The sequence below is a fragment of the Caulobacter rhizosphaerae genome (genome assembly GCF_010977555.1).
GTDB lineage: Bacteria > Pseudomonadota > Alphaproteobacteria > Caulobacterales > Caulobacteraceae > Caulobacter > Caulobacter rhizosphaerae.
The window spans coordinates 130,650-147,881 of sequence record NZ_CP048815.1; the positions used below are offsets into that span (position 1 = coordinate 130,650).

Annotated in this window: 16 protein-coding genes and 1 tRNA gene; 6 read left to right on the top strand and 11 right to left on the bottom strand. The window is 68.5% G+C overall.

The window, feature by feature from the left end; translation table 11 throughout:
• Positions 1-20 precede the first annotated feature (20 nt).
• The 3 genes from acs to G3M57_RS00650 form a co-directional block, all read right to left on the bottom strand.
• The gene (gene acs, locus G3M57_RS00640) at positions 21-1,976 is read right to left on the bottom strand and encodes an acetate--CoA ligase (protein WP_163228359.1); all 1,956 of its coding nucleotides are present in this window, start codon (positions 1,974-1,976) and stop codon (positions 21-23) included.
• An 81-nt stretch (positions 1,977-2,057) separates the two neighbouring features.
• Positions 2,058-2,801, bottom strand: coding sequence for a hypothetical protein (locus G3M57_RS00645; RefSeq protein ID WP_163228360.1), 744 nt, complete (start codon positions 2,799-2,801; stop codon positions 2,058-2,060).
• A gap of 112 nt (positions 2,802-2,913) precedes the next feature.
• Positions 2,914-3,546: a peroxiredoxin gene (locus tag G3M57_RS00650; protein ID WP_163228361.1), complete on the bottom strand. Its 633-nt coding sequence runs from the start codon at positions 3,544-3,546 to the stop codon at positions 2,914-2,916.
• A gap of 120 nt (positions 3,547-3,666) precedes the next feature.
• Here G3M57_RS00650 and G3M57_RS00655 point away from each other — a divergent pair, with 120 nt between their 5' ends.
• Complete coding sequence (locus G3M57_RS00655) at positions 3,667-4,416, top strand: creatininase family protein (RefSeq protein WP_163228362.1); 750 nt, start codon at positions 3,667-3,669, stop codon at positions 4,414-4,416.
• A 48-nt stretch (positions 4,417-4,464) separates the two neighbouring features.
• Here the strand turns inward: G3M57_RS00655 and G3M57_RS00660 are convergent, their stop codons facing one another.
• From G3M57_RS00660 to tsaD, 5 genes are read right to left on the bottom strand one after another with little or no spacing between them, the layout of a single operon-like run.
• Entirely contained in the window at positions 4,465-5,247 is a 783-nt protein-coding gene (locus G3M57_RS00660) for a class I SAM-dependent methyltransferase (protein WP_163228363.1), read from the bottom strand.
• A gap of 60 nt (positions 5,248-5,307) precedes the next feature.
• Positions 5,308-5,676: a Rieske (2Fe-2S) protein gene (locus tag G3M57_RS00665; protein WP_163228364.1), complete on the bottom strand. Its 369-nt coding sequence runs from the start codon at positions 5,674-5,676 to the stop codon at positions 5,308-5,310.
• Entirely contained in the window at positions 5,673-5,954 is a 282-nt protein-coding gene (locus G3M57_RS00670; RefSeq protein ID WP_163228365.1) for a YciI family protein, read from the bottom strand. The genes G3M57_RS00665 and G3M57_RS00670 overlap by 4 nt, the downstream gene beginning before the upstream one ends.
• Positions 5,955-6,014: 60 nt before the next feature.
• Complete coding sequence (locus G3M57_RS00675) at positions 6,015-7,010, bottom strand: NAD(P)H-dependent glycerol-3-phosphate dehydrogenase (protein ID WP_056759611.1); 996 nt, start codon at positions 7,008-7,010, stop codon at positions 6,015-6,017.
• On the bottom strand, positions 7,007-8,110 hold the full coding sequence (tsaD, locus tag G3M57_RS00680; RefSeq protein ID WP_163228366.1) for a tRNA (adenosine(37)-N6)-threonylcarbamoyltransferase complex transferase subunit TsaD: 1,104 nt from the start codon (positions 8,108-8,110) through the stop codon (positions 7,007-7,009). The genes G3M57_RS00675 and tsaD overlap by 4 nt, the downstream gene beginning before the upstream one ends.
• A gap of 71 nt (positions 8,111-8,181) precedes the next feature.
• Here tsaD and hemC point away from each other — a divergent pair, with 71 nt between their 5' ends.
• The 5 genes from hemC (at position 8,182) to G3M57_RS00705 (ending at position 12,516) form a co-directional block, all read left to right on the top strand.
• Positions 8,182-9,138, top strand: a complete 957-nt coding sequence (gene hemC, locus G3M57_RS00685) for a hydroxymethylbilane synthase (RefSeq protein ID WP_163228367.1) — start codon at positions 8,182-8,184, stop codon at positions 9,136-9,138.
• 3 nt (positions 9,139-9,141) lie between these two features.
• Positions 9,142-9,849 (top strand): uroporphyrinogen-III synthase, encoded by a 708-nt coding sequence (locus G3M57_RS00690; protein WP_163228368.1) that lies wholly within the window; start codon positions 9,142-9,144, stop codon positions 9,847-9,849.
• Positions 9,850-9,891: 42 nt separating this feature from the next.
• A complete protein-coding gene (locus G3M57_RS00695; protein WP_188916173.1) occupies positions 9,892-10,809 on the top strand; it encodes a COG4223 family protein in 918 nt (305 codons plus the stop codon).
• A complete protein-coding gene (locus tag G3M57_RS00700; protein WP_163228370.1) occupies positions 10,806-12,353 on the top strand; it encodes a heme biosynthesis protein HemY in 1,548 nt (515 codons plus the stop codon). The genes G3M57_RS00695 and G3M57_RS00700 overlap by 4 nt, the downstream gene beginning before the upstream one ends.
• A gap of 87 nt (positions 12,354-12,440) precedes the next feature.
• Positions 12,441-12,516 (top strand) — tRNA-Thr (locus G3M57_RS00705).
• A gap of 50 nt (positions 12,517-12,566) precedes the next feature.
• On the opposite strand, the gene G3M57_RS00710 is transcribed toward G3M57_RS00705, so the two are convergent.
• From G3M57_RS00710 to G3M57_RS00720, 3 genes are all read right to left on the bottom strand, one after another.
• Positions 12,567-13,202 carry a hypothetical protein gene (locus G3M57_RS00710; protein WP_163228371.1) on the bottom strand — a complete coding sequence of 212 codons (636 nt, stop codon included), beginning with the start codon at positions 13,200-13,202 and terminating at the stop codon, positions 12,567-12,569.
• Positions 13,203-13,587: 385 nt separating this feature from the next.
• Entirely contained in the window at positions 13,588-13,731 is a 144-nt protein-coding gene (locus tag G3M57_RS00715; RefSeq protein WP_156402364.1) for a hypothetical protein, read from the bottom strand.
• Between the two features lie 364 nt (positions 13,732-14,095).
• Positions 14,096-16,561, bottom strand: a complete 2,466-nt coding sequence (locus tag G3M57_RS00720; protein WP_163228372.1) for a GH12 family glycosyl hydrolase domain-containing protein — start codon at positions 16,559-16,561, stop codon at positions 14,096-14,098.
• Positions 16,562-17,232: the final 671 nt, after the last annotated feature.

Consider the following 17,232-nt stretch of genomic DNA (forward strand, 5'->3'; position numbering starts at 1 on the left):
GAGTTTCGGTGTGCGGCGCATCAGCCCCCTGCGCGATTCTTCACTAGGTCGTCGACCACGGAGGGGTCGGCCAGGGTCGAGGTGTCGCCCAGGCTGCCCAGTTCGTTCTCGGCGATCTTGCGCAGGATGCGGCGCATGATCTTGCCCGAGCGGGTCTTGGGCAGGCCGGGCGCCCATTGCAGCACGTCCGGCGCAGCGAACGGGCCGATCTCCTGGCGCACCCAGAGGATCAGGTCCTTGCGCAGCTGGTCGGTCGCCTCGATCCCCGCCTTCAGCGTCACATAGGCGTAGACGCCCTGTCCCTTGATGTCGTGCGGGTAGCCGACCACGGCGGCCTCGGCGACGGTGTCATGGGCGACCAGGGCGCTTTCGATCTCGGCGGTGCCCAGGCGGTGGCCCGAGACGTTGATCACGTCGTCGACCCGGCCGGTGATCCAGTAATAGCCGTCCTCGTCGCGCCGGCAGCCGTCGCCGGTGAAGTACTTGCCCGGATAGGCCGAGAAGTAGGTGGCGAAGAACCGCTCGTGGTCGCCGTAGACGCCGCGCATCTGGCCCGGCCAGCTGTCGGTGATCAGCAGGTTGCCCTCGGTGGCGCCCTCCAGGACCTTGCCGTCGGCGTCGACCAGCTGCAGCTTGACCCCGGGCAGGGGCTTGGTGGCCGAACCGGGCTTCAGGGCGGTGGCGCCGGGCAGGGGCGAGACCAGGATGCCGCCGGTCTCGGTCTGCCACCAGGTGTCGACGATCGGCAGGCGGTCCTTGCCGACCACCCGGTGGTACCAGAGCCAGGCTTCCGGATTGATCGGCTCGCCGACGCTGCCCAGCAGGCGCAGGGACGACAGGTCGTTCTTGGTCACGTGGTCGTCGCCCTCGCGCATCAGGGCGCGCAGGGCCGTAGGGGCGGTGTAGAAGATCTCGACCTTGTGCTTGTCGACCACCTCCCAGAACCGGGCCGGAGTCGGATAGTTGGGTACGCCCTCGAAGATCAGGCTGGTCCCGCCGTTGGCCAGCGGGCCGTAGACGACATAGCTGTGACCGGTCACCCAGCCGACGTCGGCGGTGCACCAGAACACCTCGCCGCGGCGATAGTCGAACACCGCCTCGTGAGTCCAGCTGGCCCAGGCCAAGTAGCCGCCGGTGGTGTGCATCACCCCCTTTGGCTTACCCGTCGAGCCGGAGGTGTAGAGGATGAACAGCGGGTCCTCGGCGTTCATCGGTTCGGGGGCGCAGGTCGCCGAGGCGGCGTCCTTGACCTCGTCCCAGACCACGTCGCGGCCCTCGACCACCGGAACCTCCGCGCCGGTCCACCGGATCAGCAGCACCTTGTCGACCTGCGGGCACTGCTCCAGCGCCTTGTCGACATTGGCCTTCAGCGGCACGCGCTTGCCGCCCCGACAGCCCTGGTCTGCGGTGATCACCAGGCGGCTTTCGCAATCCTGGATGCGGCCGGCGATCGAGTCCGGCGAGAAGCCGCCGAACACCACCGAATGGATCGCGCCGATCCGCGCGCAGGCCAGCATGGCCACGGCCGCCAGTGGGATCATCGGCAGGTAGATGGTGACCCGGTCGCCCTTTTTTGCCCCCAGGTCCTTGAGGACATTGGCCATCCGGCAGACCTGCTCGTGCAGCTCGCCATAGGTCACAGTGTAGGAATGGCCCGGCTCGTCGCCCTCGAAGACCAGAGCCACGTCGTCCTTGCGGTGCGGCAGGTGGCGGTCCAGGCAGTTGGCCGAGGCGTTCAGCACGCCGTCGGCGTACCAGTGGATATGGAAGTCGTCCTTGGCGAACGAGACGTCCTTGATCTTGGTCGGCGCCTGGATCCAGTCCAGCCGGCCGGCCAGGTCGCGCCAGTAGCCCTCGGGATCGGCCTCGACCCGGGCCACGGCGGCCTCGTAGCCGGCGGCGTCGATATGGGCCTTGCCCGCCCAGTCGTCGGGAACCGGAAAAACCTGTCCGTCGCTCACGCCGCGTACTCCCATGATCTCGTTGCGGCGGAGTTATGCGCGGCGGGATGTCCCGCGCAAGAAGACCACTGCGATTTCTCCGAAACGATTGTCCGTTCAGGGCACGGTATAGGCTTCGCACTCGGGCAGCGGCCTGTCGGGCGCGTAGGCGTCCGAGGCCGGGTCGAAGGCAAAGATCCGCCGGTAGCTGCAGGCGGGGTCGGGGACGGTGATCAGGTCGCGGGCCCGCAGCCGGCCACGCGCGGCGTCCCCGGCCCGCAGGGCGCCGGCGGGGAAGGTCGTGGCCTTGGTCGCGAACACCAGGCGCGGCGGACCCACGGCGGTGGTCGGATCCAGCGTCAGGTCGCCGGCGAAATTATACTCGTCGTGGCAGGCGCCGCGTCGCAGCCAGAAGTCGCGTTCACCGAAACAGGCGCGGATCAGCAGCGAACCAAAGACCGGCGCGTTCAGCACCGGCTTGGCCTGATCGCCCCGCACCCGGATCAGCTGGAGCTGGGTGGCCGCGCCGCCGCCGCCGGAAAAGCTGGTGCTGACATGGCGCTCCACCCCGACGATCACGTCGGGCCGGGATCCGGCGGTGCGGACGATCGACGGCCACAGCGCCAGGTCGTCATTGTCGTCGCTGCCCAGGTCCAGGGTCGCGGCCGGCGGCTGGCCGGTCGGCGTTCCGGCGAACACGTGCAACGCCGAGGTGTTCTGGTCGACGTCGCGGCTGATCTCCGCGCACCAGCCGCGGTCGGCGGTGCAATGCAGCGGCGGCGCACCTTCGGGGCCTTGCGGCGGCGTCGCGGCGAAGGCCTCGAGGCGGTTGCCGGCCTGGTCCTGGGCCGCTGGCGCCATGGTCGCCGCTCCAAGGAGGAGGGCGAGCAGGATCGATGTCATGGAAGCCTCGGCTTTGAACGGCGCAGGCCTCGCCTAACGCGTTTGGCGTGCGCCGTTCAAGGCTCGCGGATCAGGCCGGCTGTTTGATCACCCGCAGATATGGCTTCTGCTCTTCCCAGCCGCCCGGGAACAGCGTTTTCGCCGTCTCGTTGTCGACCGACGGGACGATGATCACGTCCCCGCCTTGGGTCCAGTTGGCCGGGGTGGCCACCTTGTGGCCGTCGGTCAGTTGCAGGCTGTCGATCACCCGCAGGATCTCGTCGAAGTTCCGCCCGGTCGAGGCCGGATAGGTCAGGGACAGCCGCAGCTTCTTGTTGGGGTCGATGATGAACACCGAGCGCACGGTCAGGGTGTCCGAGGCGTTGGGGTGGATCATGCCGTAGAGGTTGGACACCGAGCGGTCGGTGTCGGCGATCAGCGGGAAGTTCAACTTCGCGCCCTGGGTTTCCTCGATGTCGGCCGCCCAACCGCCGTGGTTCTCCAGCCCGTCCACCGACAGGCCGATCACCTTGACGTTCCGCTTGTCGAATTCGGGCTTCAGCTTGGCCACGGTTCCCAGTTCAGTGGTGCAGACGGGGGTGTAGTCCTTGGGATGCGAGAACAGCACCACCCACGCGCCCTGGGCCCAGTCGTGGAAGTGGATCCGGCCCTCGGTCGAGGCCTGGGTGAAGTCCGGAACGATGTCGCCGAGCTGCAGCGTCATGGATGGTGCTCCTGTCCGCAAAGGGTCGGCTTGACCCTAGGATGGGCGTAAAGCCGTGCCCAAGTTGTAGGCGTGCGCCCTTCCTGACGCCGCCCAGGATTTCTCGCGGAGTTTCCAGCCATGCTGCTCGCCCTTTCGACCTGGTCCGAGATCGAGGCCTATCTGCAGACGTCGAGAACGGTGGTCGTGCCGATCGGCTCGAACGAGCAGCATGGCCCCACGGGGCTGCTGGGCACCGACTGGCTATGCCCGGAAATCATCTCGCACGAGGCCGCGAAACTGTCGGACAGCGTATTGGTGGCCCCGACCTTCAACGTCGGCATGGCTCAGCACCATCTGGCGTTTCCGGGGACGATCTTCCTGCGGCCCTCGACCTTCATCGCCGCGATCGGCGACTGGGTGCGATCGCTGGGCGCGCACGGTTTCGAGAAGATCTATTTCCTGAACGGGCACGGCGGCAACGTCGCCTCGATCGAGGCGGCTTTCTCCGAGATCTACGCCGAGTACAGCTTCCGCCAGGAGCGCGCGCCGTTCGCCCTGAAGCTGAAGAACTGGTGGGACCTGAAGGGCGTGATGAGCCTGGCCAACCAGCAGTTCCCGGTCGGCCATGGCAGCCATGCGACGCCGTCGGAGATCGCGGTGACGCAATGGGCCTATCCGGACACCATCAAGACCGCCGCCTACGAACCGAAGATCGCCCCGACCGGCCCGATCCGCGAGGCGCTGGACTTCCGGGCCCGCTACGCGGACGGCCGCATGGGCTCGGACCCGGCCCAGGCCACGCCCGAGAAGGGCGGCGCGCTGGTGGCCCAGGCAGCCAGGTCGCTGATCGAGGACCTGGCCGACTTTTCGGCGGAGAAGCGGATCTAGACCTCGGATGGGGACAGGCGCATGCGCCTGTCCCCCAATCGTGGAACCCTACCGCGGGATTTCGGCAATCTTGGTCAGGGCCACTTGGCGGTACACCGCCGTGATCTCGAAATAGCGGCCGAAGGCGCCGTAGAACTGGTCGGTGGCCTGCTTGACGCCCGGGCCGCCGATCTCGCTGATGTCGTGCCAGTAGTCGTCCAGCACCATCATGCCGCCCACGCTCAGCAGGCTGGCGCAGAAGCACAGGTCGATCAGCACGGCCAGGGCCGTGTGGCTGCCGTCGACATAGATCAGGTCGAACTGCTCGCCGGCCGCCAACATCTTGGGCAGTTCGTAGGTGGAGAACCCCTTGCGCGCGGTCATCGACCGGAACGAGGTGCGGGCCATGTTGCGGTGAAAGCGCGGCTCGACGGCGTGGTACTTCTCTTCCGGGTTCAGGGCCTCGTCGAACCAGGGGTCGATGACGGTCACCTCCAGGCGGTCCGGCATCAGCCAGTCCATGAACGCCAGGTTGCGGCCTTCGTAGGCCCCGATCTCGAGGTACCGGATGCTCGTATCGCCGCGCTTGCCGGCGAAGTCGCGCAGCAGCGGGGTGACGAACGGGATGTTGTTCGAGGCCCAGCCCGAGGTGAACTCGTAGCCGGTCTTTTCACTGTGGGCGTTGAAGGCGTCGACCACCGAGTGGTCGCGCTTGGCCAGCATCGTGCGGGCCAGGTCCGGGGCGAAACGCGGATTGACCTTGGCGAACGAACGCAGCTTGGCTCCCAGGCCGCGGGCGTCTTGGGCGTCGGTCAGTTCGGCGTCGAAATTGGTCGTGGACCCGTCGGCCATGGCGCGGTTTCCCGGTTTGTGTCGGGCGCAAGCCTAGGTCGAACGGGTTAAGACGAGGTTCTAGGCGACGACGATGTCCGAACCTTGGATACGCACCGGCCATGGCGTCAGGGCGACGTCCTGGCACGGGCCCGCGACCATCGCGCCGTCCTCGATCCTGAACAGGGCCGCATGCCCGGCGCAGAGGATCAGGTCGTTCTCGCGGGTCAGGAAGCGGCCGTTCGGCCCGGCGAGGGGCCAGCCGGCGTGCGGGCAGCTGTCGACATAGCCGACCACGGTGTCGCCTCGTCGCACGACGAAGCCGGCGAACACGGCGTCCTCCCTCCGAAAGCGGAAGCCCCGCGCGCCGGGCGAGGCGATCTCGTCCAGCGCGCACAGGATCGCGCCGGCGGCGGGCCGGGCGGGGTTGGAAGGGCCGGTTCGGCTCAAAGGCTGCCGATCGCCAGTCGCCAGAAGTGCACCTCGACACTCTCGAACACGCCGGCGGCGGTGAACGGGTCGTTGTCGGCCTGCGCCTGGGCGGCGGCCTTGTCCTCGGCTTCGACCACGATGATCGATCCGATCGGATTGCCGTCGTCGTCCAGCAGGGCGCCGGCCAGTTTCAGGTTCGGGCTGTTGTTCAGGTAGTCGAGGTGGGTCGGGCGGGTCGCCAGGCGGGTTTCGAGCACGCCGGGCTTGTCCTTGCAGATGATGGCGTAGAGGGGCATGGGGCGGTTCCTTTCAAGATGCGGACGGGGACAGGCGCATGCGCCTGTCCCCAATCGTAGTCAGGCCTCGGCCTTCAGAGGTCGCGACAGCAGGCCCAGGATGGCGCTGTCGACATCGACCTCGCCGGCCAGGATGGCGGCGACGGCCTCGCAGATCGGGGTCTCGACCCCCAGCGAGCGGGCCAGGGCGCGGACGGCGGGCGCGGAGGCGACGCCCTCGGCCACCGAGACCTTGCCGGCCAGGGCTTGTTCCAGGGTCTGGCCGCCCCCCAGGGCCAGGCCGACGCTCATGTTGCGCGATTGGGGGCTTGAGCAGGTCAGGACCAGGTCGCCCAGGCCGCATAGGCCAGCCAGGGTTTCGGCCTTGCCGCCGAGCGCCACGGCCAGGCGGGTCAGCTCGGCGAAGCCGCGGGTGATCAGGGCGGCGTGGGCGCTGCGGCCCAGGCCCTTGCCCTCGGAGATGCCGCAAGCGATGGCTAGGACGTTCTTGACCGCTGCGCCGGCCTCGGCGCCGATCACGTCGGCGGCCCAGTAGGGACGGAAAGTCGGGATGGCGATCGCCTCGCCGATGCGGCGGCCCAGGTCCTCGTCCTCGCAAGCCAAGGTGACCGCGGTCGGCAGGCCGCGCGCCACCTCTCCGGCGAAGCTGGGTCCCGAAAGCACGGCGATCGGCGCGTCGGGCAGCACCTCGAAGGCGACGTCGCTCATCAGTTTTAGCGTGCCCTGCTCGACGCCCTTGGAGCACAGCACCACCGGCGCACCGGCCTTCAGGTGCGGCTTCAACGCCATGAGGGCCGAGCGCAGGTGCTGGGCGGGCGGCACGGCCAGGATCAGGTCGCAGGACGCCAAGGCGTCGAGGCCGGGCGCGGCCGTGACGGCGTCCTCCAGCTTCACCCCGGGCAGGAACATTGCATTCTCGCGCTCGGCGGCGATCGAGGCGACGACCTCGGGCTCGCGGGCCTGCAGGGTGACCTGGAGGCCCGCCCGGGCGGCGACCTGGGCCAGGGCCGTGCCCCAGGCGCCTGCGCCGATGACGCCCGCATGATTGAAGTTCACGCCTTGGCTCCCTTGCGGCCGAAACTGTTGCTCGGATTGGATAACGCCGCCGCCTCGTCCAGGGGCCAACGCGGACGCGCCACGGCGTCCAGATCATCGGAAATTCCCAGCGCCAACCGCTCGGCCCCGGCCAGGGCGATCATGGCGGCGTTGTCGGTGCAATAGGCCAGGGGCGGGGCGTCGAACGAAAAGCCGTTGTCGGCGCAGTTCCTTTGCAGGGCCGCGCGCACCGCGCTGTTGGCCGCCACGCCTCCGGCCACCACGAAGCGCAGGTCCTGGCGCGGGTGGGCGGCGGCATACAGCTTCATGGCCCGATCCGTGCGTTCGGACAGCTGGCGGGCGATGGCGAACTGTACGGCGGCGGCCAAGTCGGCGCGCTGCGGGTCGTCAGTAATCTTCTCGGCCAGCCGGGCGGCGGCGGTCTTCAGGCCCGAGAACGAGAAGTCGCAGTCCTTGCGGCCTAGCAGCGCGCGCGGCAGGTCGAACTTCGTCGGGTCGCCGGACGCCGCCAGTTTTTCCAAGGCCGGACCGCCGGGATAGGGCAGGCCCAGGCTCTTGGCGATCTTGTCGAAGGCCTCGCCGGCCGCGTCGTCGATCGTGGTGCCCAGCCGGGTGCAGGCCCCCACCCCGGCCACCTCCAGCAGTTGGCAGTGACCGCCCGACACCAGCAGCAGCAGGAAGGGATAATCGATCGACGCCCCCAACCGAGCCGACACCGCGTGACCCTCCAGGTGGTTGACAGCCACCAGCGGCAGGTCGCGGGCCAGGGCCACGGCCTTGCCGAACGCCAGGCCGACCATCACCCCGCCCACCAGGCCCGGGCCGGCGGTGGCGGCCACCCCGTCCAGGGCGTCGAAGCCGATATTCGCCGCGCGCATGGCTTCGGCGGCGACGGCGTCGATGGCTTCCACATGGGCGCGGGCGGCGATCTCCGGCACCACGCCGCCGAACGGGGCGTGCTGCTCGAACTGCGTGCCGACGATAGACGACAGCACCTCGACACGGCCGTCCGCAGCCCGGCGCACGACGGACGCGGCGGTCTCGTCGCAGCTGGTCTCCAGGCCGAGGATGGTGAGCGTCGATTCCGTAAGGGGCGTCATTCGGTTGCCGGGGTCCCGCCGCTCCTGTAGCAGCGAAGGCTCTTATTCGCTCTGCAGGTAACGCCCCCACCGTGTCCCGGCAACCCATCCGCATCGGCGCCCGCGGCTCGAAGCTGTCGCTGGCCCAGTCCGGCCTGATGCAGGCCCGCATCGCGGCCGCGCTCGGCTGGACGCCCGGCGACGATCTCGACGCCTTCGCCCAGTTGGTCCCGATCGTCACCAGCGGCGACCGCATCCAGGATCGCCGGCTGATGGAGATCGGCGGCAAGGGGCTGTTCACCAAGGAGATCGAGGAGGCCCTGCTGGACGGCCGCATCGACTGCGCGGTGCATTCCCTCAAGGACATGCCCGCCGAATTGCCGCCCGGCCTGGTGCTGGCGGCGACGCCCGAGCGCGAGGATCCGCGCGACGCCTTCATCAGCCATTTGGCCGAGCGCCTGGAGGATCTGCCGCACGGGGCGCGGCTGGGCACGGCCTCGCTACGCCGGCAGGCCCAGGCGCTGCACGTGCGTCCCGATCTCGAGATCGTCATGCTGCGCGGCAATGTCGACACGCGCCTGGCCAAGCTGGAGCGCGGCGAGGCCGACGCCATCCTGCTGGCCCAGTCGGGCCTCAATCGCCTGGGCCTGGGCCACCTGACCTGTAGCTGGCTCGACCCGCTGGCCGCGCCGCCGGCGCCGGGCCAAGGCGCCCTGGTCATCGAGACCCGCGCCGAGGACGTCGATCTGCCCTGGCTGCAGTCCGTGCGCTGCCAGGCGACCACCCTGGCGGTCGCCGCCGAAAGGGGCGCGCTCTATGCCCTGGAGGGTTCGTGCCGCACGGCGGTCGGCGCCCATGCCCGGCTGGACGGCCTGGCGCTGACGATGATCGTCGAGGCCCTGACTCCCGACGGCGCCCAGCGCTTCCGCCGCGAGGGCTCGGTCACCCTGTCCAGCCCGAACGCCGCCGACGAGGCCCGGGGCCTGGGACTGGAGCTCGGCGGCGCCGTCCGCGCCGAGGGCGGTCCGGCCCTGATCCTGACGGACTAGGCGATGACGGTCGGCGCGCGGCGGATCTGGGTCACCCGGGCCTTGCCGGGCGCGGAGGGCACCGCCGCCCGCCTGGAGGCCATGGGTCTGGCGCCGCTGATCGATCCGTTGCTGGAAGTCCGCGATCTTTCTCCACCCGTCGACCTGGCCGGCGTCGCGGCCCTGGCCTTCACCAGCGTCAACGGCGTCGCCGCCTTCGCCCGCCTCGACGCCGGCCGGGATCGGCCGGTGTTTGCGGTCGGCGACCGGACCGCGCGGGCGGCGCGCGAGGCGGGGTTCTCGTCCGTCACCTCGGCCGCGGGCGACGTCGAAGCCCTGACGGCCCTGATCCTGGACCACGCAGGGCGGTTGGATGGCGCGGTGCTGCATCCGTCGGCGCTGGAGCCGGCGGGCGACCTGGTCACGCCCCTGGTTTCCACGGGGCTGAACGCCCGGCGATTGGCGGTCTATGAGGCGGTCGAGCGCGATCCCTCGTCTTCCACCCTGTCCGGGCTCGATCAGCTGGAGGCGGTGCTGCTGCATTCGCCGCGCGCGGCGCGGGCGCTGTCGTGCTGTCTTGCGGAACGTCCCGCGCCGGCGTTGCGGGCCTTGTGCCTGTCGGCGGCCGTGGCGCGACCGCTTGAAGGGCTGTTGCAGGCCGGGGGGCTGGGGGGCGTGACGTCCGCGCCGCACCCGGATGAAACCGCGCTGCTGGCGCTGCTCACGCTCTAGCTGAACATTGCGCGGCGCGGCCGTGTGGGGCACGAATGGCGCATGACGCTCGCTCCCGATCCCGTTGACTCCGACGCGCCGCGCGACCCGGCGCTGTACGGCCGTCGCCGCCTGCTGGGGCCGGGCTTCTGGGCGCTGATCGCCTTTGGGATCGTCTGCGTGGCGGCCGGCGCGGCCCTGGCGCGATTCGGTCCAACCTGGTTCTCCCGCGCCAAGACGCCGCCCGAGATTCACCAGCCCGCCGGCGATCCGCCCCCGTCGCCCTCGGTGGCTGACCGGCCGCTCTACGGGCCGCCCAGCGCCGCCGTCGTCTCGCCCTCGGGGTCCGATGACGTGGCCCGGTTGGAAGGCCGTGTCGCGGTTCTGGAGACCGGCCAGCAGCGGGCCCTGGACGCCGCCGGCGTCGCCCTGGCCGCCGCCACCCTGGCCGACGCCGCCCGTACGGCGAGACCGTTCGCCGAGGAGCTGGCCAGCCTGGAGCGGGTGCTGCCCCTGTCGCCAGACCTGCGGGCCCTGGCGCGCCTTGCACAGGACGGCGCGCCCACCCGTGCGGGCCTGGCCGACGAGTTCGAGACCCTGGCCGGGCGCGCCGCGGTCGCCGCCCGGGATCCCGGCCGCAACGCCGACTTCCTGGCGCGCCTGCGGCACACCCTGTCCAGCATCGTGTCGATCCGCCAGGTTGGCTCGACCCAGGGCTCCACCCCCGACGCGGTGCTGGGGCGGGCGCAGAAACTGTTGAACGAAGGCGATATCGAAGGGGCGCTGGCGGCGGTCGAGACCTTGCCGCCACCCGCCCAGGCCGTCCTGGCCCCCTGGCGCGGCGCGGCCGAGCGTCGGGTCGAGATCGACCGTCACATCGCCGCCATCCGCGCCGACGCCCTGGCGGGACTGATCCAGGTGACCCATCCCCAACCGAGCGCGCCGGCGCCTGCCGGTCCCGCCCAACCGGTGGTCCCGTGATCCGCGCGGCGATCATCTTCTTCCTGGTCGCCGCCCTGGCCGTGGCGGTGGTCGCCCTGACCGGCGAGCCCGGCGCGGCCAGCCTTGATTGGATGGGATGGCGGGTCGAGATGACGGCCGCCGCCGCCGCCCTGCTGACTTTGTTCACCGCTCTTCTGGCCACCATCCTGTGGCGCGGCCTGCTGTGGGTGGTCGAGGCGCCGCGTCGCGCCGCGAGGGCGCGGATCGAGGCCAAGCGCAAGCAAGGTGTCGAAGCCCTGTCGCGGGGCTTCCTGGCCGCGGCCGCCGGTGACGGCTCCGAAGCCCGGCGCCTGGCCCAGAAGGCCTCCGAACTGGCCGAGGACGCTCCGGCCCTGGTCCGAGTCCTGGCCGCTCAGGCCGCCGAGGCCGCCGGCGACCATGTCGCGGCTCGCCAGGCCTACAACGCCATGCTGGGCTTTCCGGAAATGCGCTTGGCGGGCTTGCGGGGCCTGATGCAGACCGCCGTGGCCGAGGGGGACAAGACCCTGGCCCTGCGGCACGCTGAAACGGCCTATGGTCTGGCCCGCACCGCCCGCTGGGCCTGGCGCGCCCTGCTCGAAGCGCGGCTGGAGGCTGGCGACTGGCAGGCGGCTCTAGCCTTGGTTCAGGGGGCTCTGGAGCGCAAGATCGTGCCGCCGCTGATCGCCGAACGGGCCAGGGCCGCCCTGCTGGCCGCCTCGGCCGCCGGCGTGGAGGATTCCGACGATCCCAAGATCCTGGCCCAGGCGCTGGACTTCGCGACCCAGGCCGCCAAGCTCAAGCCCGAGTTCGCCCCGGGCGTGGTGATGGCCGCGCGCCTGCTGGCCGCCGACGGCAAGACGGCCAAGGCCGGGGCATTGATCGAGGCCGCCTGGAAGCGGGCGCCGCACCCGGCGCTTTGGCTGGCCTATCGCGATCTCAAGACCAGCGAGACTCCCAAGCTGCGGGCGGTTCGCCTGGCCGCTCTGGCGAACCTGAAGCCCGAGGCCCGGGAAAGTCGACTGCTGAAGGTGGAGAGCGCGTTGATCGGCGGCGATCCGATTGCGGCGCGAGCCGCGGCTCGGCTGCTTCCCGAGGAAGCCCTGACCGCCCGGGTAGCCGGCCTGATGGCCAGAGTCGCCTACGCCAACGGCGAGGCCGACGAGGCCCGGGCCTGGGTCGCTCGGGGCGTGGCCGCGCCGCAGGAGCCCGACTGGTCGGATCTCGATCCCGAGGGGCGCGCTTTCGCCTACGCCAGGGAGGACTGGGCGCGGCTGACCGTCAGCTATGTCGAGACCGGCGAGTTGATCCATCCACGCTTCGAGCGCGGGGAGCGCACGATGAGCGAGCTGCCGCAGTTGCCTTCGGCCTATGCCGAATCGACCCCGTTCGTCCGGGCGGCCGAGGCGGGCGGCGCCCTGATGCCTATTCCGGACGATCCAGGAATCGGACCCGGCGGCTTTGACGCGGCCCCGCCAGCAGAGCCTGAAACGGGCAGTCCGGCGCCTCGCCGCAACGCCGGTTCACGCCGACGCTTGGCAAGCGGCCCGCGCGCCGCTAAATAGGCCCCTCCTCGCGCTGGGTCGGTGATTTGGCGCCTGGAACACCAGTGTCTCCTGTGTCCGTATCACGGGCTTCCGGAGACGAAGCGCGCCGCTTTAGCTCAGCTGGTAGAGCACCTCATTCGTAATGAGGGGGTCACAGGTTCGAGTCCTGTAAGCGGCACCACCTTCCCCGTGTTCGATCCGCGCTCTTATGTCGAGCGCTCGACCGGCGGATCAATCCCAGCCCTTGACCTTCTTCTTCCTGCCCAGGGCGAACAGCCCGGGATACGGACCTTTGCCGGTGCGATAGAGGCACCAGTCGTCATCCTTCTTGCAGTCGCCGTCGAAGGCGGCCTTCTTGTCCGGGTCGATCGCCGCATATAGCGCTGGACCGTTCTTGTGCTTGGCCCCCAAGGCTTCGGCGCAAGCGTCGCGCTCGGCCTTGGTCAGCTTGACGACGTCGGCCTCCGTACACCCGCTCTGGCGCGTGGCTTGACGCAGGGCCTCGCCGCCGCCGGTCAGGGCGCCCCGGGCGGTGAAGCCGGGCGGGGCGACGATGGTTCCCGGCGCGCTGGGGGCGAGGGCTTGGGGCGAAGGCGTGATCGGCGATACGGACGGCGGTGGGACCGGGCGCGGCGTCGGCACATGCAGCGGCAAGGACTGGGCGTGGGACGCAGCCGGGCGCCTCGCCGTATGGGATCTGTCGGGCGTGAAGAGCTCGACCACCACGCTTCGCGGTTCGATCACGACGGGCGGCGCCGGTATGGCCTTGAGCAGCGCCCATCCCAGCAGGCCATGAAAGGCCAACGAGGCCGCGCCGATCGCCAGACGGCGTCGCGGTCCCCGACGAGACGGCCTTTTCACGGGCATGCGGTCTCCCTGACGCCCCCTGGGACGATACCGGGCGACAAGGTCGGTCCAGCTGGGTCGGTAGCGGGGTTCGTCAAGGATAGGCTTGCTCTCACCCGATCAAGCCCTAGCGACGCGGTGCGGCGGGACCATGGCCGCGAGAAGTCGAGCTTGAAACGAATGCGTCTTGGGCGGTCTTGTCCCTGAACGGACGCTGTCCGTTGCAACGCGCGGCCTGGGCGCACGTTCGGCGACGTCGGCTAATCGCCTTGAACGGTTGGCGAAGGCTCTGGCAGGCAGTGTCAGTCGAGGATCAGGCGATCCAGCCCTGGTAACCCCCGAAGGCTGGCTCCTGAATTAGAGGTTCGCACAGCGGCGAGGGCCGTTCGTGCGTTCTCGGCCGCGCTTAGCCGAGCAGCCGGACGCCGGCGACGATGCCGGCCCAGGCGGCGAGGTTGAGCGCAAGGAAGCCGATCCGGCTCCAGTTCACCCGGGCTTTCGGCGGCGGCGACATCGCGACCAGGTCACGACCCGAGGTGATCGTCGTCATCTTCGTCATCCGTACTGCGATCCGGTCAAACCGGTCAGTGTTCAAGGTTCCTTGATTTCCCACATTGAGCTTAACGGTGGGCGTAGATATAGGGTTTAAAAGTCATTAAGGATGTTTCGCTCGGGCCTGGGCCGAAGTCTATTGCCCTCAGGCCGGGATTCTTGGAGCTAACCTTAGAAGGCGTCCCCACGTGACACGATCGCCTTTTGCAGACTTGCTGGCCCGTTCGTAAGACCAGACTGCGCCCGGCAGATAGGTGGGTGACGGTGCGCTCGACAGACGAAGAGGCTGTTCTGAACGAAAGAACCGCCGGGCTGCGCACCCGGCGGTTTCATGGAGCTTGCCTGAGCGGTCGCGCGAGCCGCTACAGGATGAAGTCGGTGCTGTGCAGCGAGGTCACCGAAAGCTGGATCGAGAAGTCGGTGAGGCCATCGCCATTGACGTCGGCCTGGACCACGACGCCGCCCGTGACCACGCCGTAGCGAAGTTCGCCGGCGACATGATGGAAAGCCTCCTGACCGATGAAGGCGAAGGGATCGTCCACGCCTCCCGCGACGGCGTCGATAGCGGACAGGTCCATGCGATCGCCCTGGCTGGTCGAGAAGTCGGTGATCTTGTCGACGTCGCCGGCCTTGTACGGACCGAAGACGAACAGGTCCGCGCCGGCGCCACCGGTCAGGATGTCCGAAGCGGCTCCACCCGCTAGCTTGTCGGCGAAGGCGCTTCCGACCAGGGTGTTGGCGAATTCCGAGCCGGTCGCCGTGACGCCCGCGCTGGCCGCCGTGGCGTCGAGATTCTCGAAGCCGGAGACATAGGCCGAACCACTGACGACCTGGTTCGTCGTAAAGGTGCTCAGGTCGACTGTCGCGCCGACCTTGAGGATCAGCGTGTCGCGTCCCGAACCGCCGTTGATCAACGAGTCGGCAGCGTCATAGACGATCTTGTCGTCACCGGCCTGGCCGAGAATCTTGTCCACGCCCGCGCCGCCGTCGAGGAAGTCGTTGCCATTACCGCCGTCGAGAGTGTCATTGCCCGAGCGGCCGCTCAGCGTATCGGCCCCGTCGCCGCCGAACAGGGTGTCGGCATAGGCGCCGCCGGTCAGGCGGTTGTCGTCGACCGAGCCGGTGAGCGAGACTGCTCCCGTCGCGGCCGAGGCGTCGACGTCTTCGAAGCCCGTGACGACCGCGCCGCCGACCATCTGGTCGGCCGTGGCGGACAGATCCACCGTGGCGGCGACATGCAGCACCAGGGTGTCGTGGCCGTCGCCCCCTTGGACCGTCAAGGTCGTCCCGTCGTAGACGACGCTATCGTCGCCCGAGGTGTCGGGCAGCGGCTGGGGTTGCTCCGCGGGTTGTTCCGCAGGTTGCTCGGTGGTCGGCTGCGAGGTGGTGGTGGTCACGTTGGACCCTTCCACGTGCATGGTGGTCAAGAGGCCGTCGGCGCCTCGGGTCTGGACGTTCAGGTCGAGGTTGTTGATGGTCAGCGAACCAGCGCCCGATACGACTTCAGATCCCAGCTCCACCGAGGCGACATAGTCGTTTGAGGAGACGAGATTCAGGCCTTTGAGCGTGGTCAGGATCCCGGCGATGTCGATCTGGCCCTTGGGCGTGTCCTGGTCGAGGACGACGGCGGTGTAGGTCCAGTCGCCGGTGGTGTTGGCGTAGATCTTGCCGGTGACCGAACCGTTGGAATAGGTCCCCACCTGCGTGCCGAAGGCGTCGAAGTCGCCCTTGTGCACCCAGACCATGACCTCGGTCGTGACGGTGTCGGCGCCGCCGTTGGGGGTGTCGGTCAGCCAGATGTCGAACGAGACGTTGAAGCCGCCGGTGTTGCCTTTGTAGCTGACGTCGTAGTCGGCGGTCAGCGCGGTCAGGCTGCTGACCTGAGCGGGTAGGACCGTGGTGATGTCCGAGGCCTTGTGGCCGCCGCTCATCGGGGCAGGACCGAAGATCACCTCGGGGTAGGCGCGGATCGTGTGCGCCGAGTCGGTGGTCACTGGGAACGACCAATTGAAGGTCGTCTTGGCCGTCATGTCCGAGGCGCTGTAGACGCTGTCGACGGCGTAGTCGGTACCGTAGACGAGGGAGCCTGGGTTCCAGACGTTGTTGAGCACGTACCAGCCATGGGCCGTCCAGGCCGCGCCAGGACCCGTCAGCTGGGAATAGCCGGCGGGAATGGCGGCGGGGTCGGCCTTCAGACCAAAATCGTAGGCGGTCAGGCTGGAGAGCGCCATATCGCGGATGACCAGGCTCTCGCCGTTGGTGAAGCTGAGCTTGACGTCAGCGCCGCTCTGGGTGGCCAGGGTCTTCAGCTGGGCGAAGCTGGTGACGCCGTAGCCGCTCAGCTGGATGACGTCGCTGCCGGGCTTGAAGTTCATGATGGCGTCGGAGCCGTTGCCGGCCGCGACCTTGAACAGGTCGCCATGCGCGCCGCCAACCAGCACGTCGTCGCCGGCCAGGCCGTTCAGGGTCGCGCCGACGGTTCCTGCTACGATGATGTTATTGAGGGCGTTGCCGGTCCCTGCGGTCGAGCCGGCTGAGTTCAGCAGCAGGTTTTCGACGTTGGCCGACAGAGTAGCCGCGCCCCAGAACCGGGCGTCGACCGTGTCGATGCCTTGATTGGCGTACTCAACCGCGACCGAGGTTCTGTCCCACAGGTAGTAGGTGTCGTCGCCCGCGCCGCCGATCAGCGTATCGCCGCCCGAGCCTTGGAACACGTCGTTGTTGGCGGTCCCTACCTGAGTTTCCTTGGCCGAACTCTGGGCCGGCCAGTTGTTCGGCGCCGCCGAAAGGAAAAGTTCGACGCCCTTGGCTGTGAAGTAGCGAGTCATGTGTCTCTCCGTGGCGAGGAGAGATCAACATTCATCGGTTAACGAGTGGTACAGTGGAGCTATTTGGATAATGTAGGCTCAAGTATAAAAAATAGGCATTTTGCCATAACGACGATTTACCAGAGACGAGTGCGACATAACGTCCCACGTTACTTAAAAATACAATCAGCGATGGTGTCTGAGATCGACAAGATTTTTTCGACCCCAAGTCTTTTCTTGTTGCGCCGTCTGTTCTTTAGAGGGGGCGTTCCAGGAAGACACCGCAGTCAAGGGGCCGCCTGGCGTTACATGCGGCCAGGTTCGTCACAGACTAAAACACCCATCTTTGGCGCCGCAGCAAACCTGATCCTGGAGCCCCGACCGCCGAGGATTGGATTGCGTACTGCTGAACCAGACGAGCTGCCGCGGCGCCTGTGTTCGAAGGCGGCGTCAGGAGGCGTATCCTGGAGAAGCGAGCGCGCGCCCGAGGAGTCGCCTGGCGACAGGTCGCTGCGAGGGCATTGAAGGAAATAAACCCTGACGGGGTCGTCCTATGAATTCTCAATTGTTATACACTTATGCATTATGAGAATATCTTCAGTATCATGAGATAAAGTTGCTGAGCCTATTGGGCGGCTGTGGACCGGGGTGGGCGGATCCGGAACATCACTCCTGGCGTAGATCCAAATAAA

Coding starts and splice junctions, on each gene's coding strand:
- G3M57_RS00710 (WP_163228371.1), bottom strand. CDS start 13,202: ATGCCCGTGAAAAGGCCGTCTCGTCGGGGACCGCGACGCCGTCTGGCG.
- G3M57_RS00655 (WP_163228362.1), top strand. CDS start 3,667: ATGCTGCTCGCCCTTTCGACCTGGTCCGAGATCGAGGCCTATCTGCAG.
- G3M57_RS00645 (WP_163228360.1), bottom strand. CDS start 2,801: ATGGCGCCAGCGGCCCAGGACCAGGCCGGCAACCGCCTCGAGGCCTTC.
- G3M57_RS00660 (WP_163228363.1), bottom strand. CDS start 5,247: ATGGCCGACGGGTCCACGACCAATTTCGACGCCGAACTGACCGACGCC.
- G3M57_RS00720 (WP_163228372.1), bottom strand. CDS start 16,561: ATGACTCGCTACTTCACAGCCAAGGGCGTCGAACTTTTCCTTTCGGCG.
- G3M57_RS00690 (WP_163228368.1), top strand. CDS start 9,142: ATGACGGTCGGCGCGCGGCGGATCTGGGTCACCCGGGCCTTGCCGGGC.
- acs (WP_163228359.1), bottom strand. CDS start 1,976: ATGGGAGTACGCGGCGTGAGCGACGGACAGGTTTTTCCGGTTCCCGAC.
- G3M57_RS00670 (WP_163228365.1), bottom strand. CDS start 5,954: ATGCCCCTCTACGCCATCATCTGCAAGGACAAGCCCGGCGTGCTCGAA.
- tsaD (WP_163228366.1), bottom strand. CDS start 8,110: ATGACGCCCCTTACGGAATCGACGCTCACCATCCTCGGCCTGGAGACC.
- G3M57_RS00695 (WP_188916173.1), top strand. CDS start 9,892: ATGACGCTCGCTCCCGATCCCGTTGACTCCGACGCGCCGCGCGACCCG.
- G3M57_RS00715 (WP_156402364.1), bottom strand. CDS start 13,731: ATGACGACGATCACCTCGGGTCGTGACCTGGTCGCGATGTCGCCGCCG.
- G3M57_RS00650 (WP_163228361.1), bottom strand. CDS start 3,546: ATGACGCTGCAGCTCGGCGACATCGTTCCGGACTTCACCCAGGCCTCG.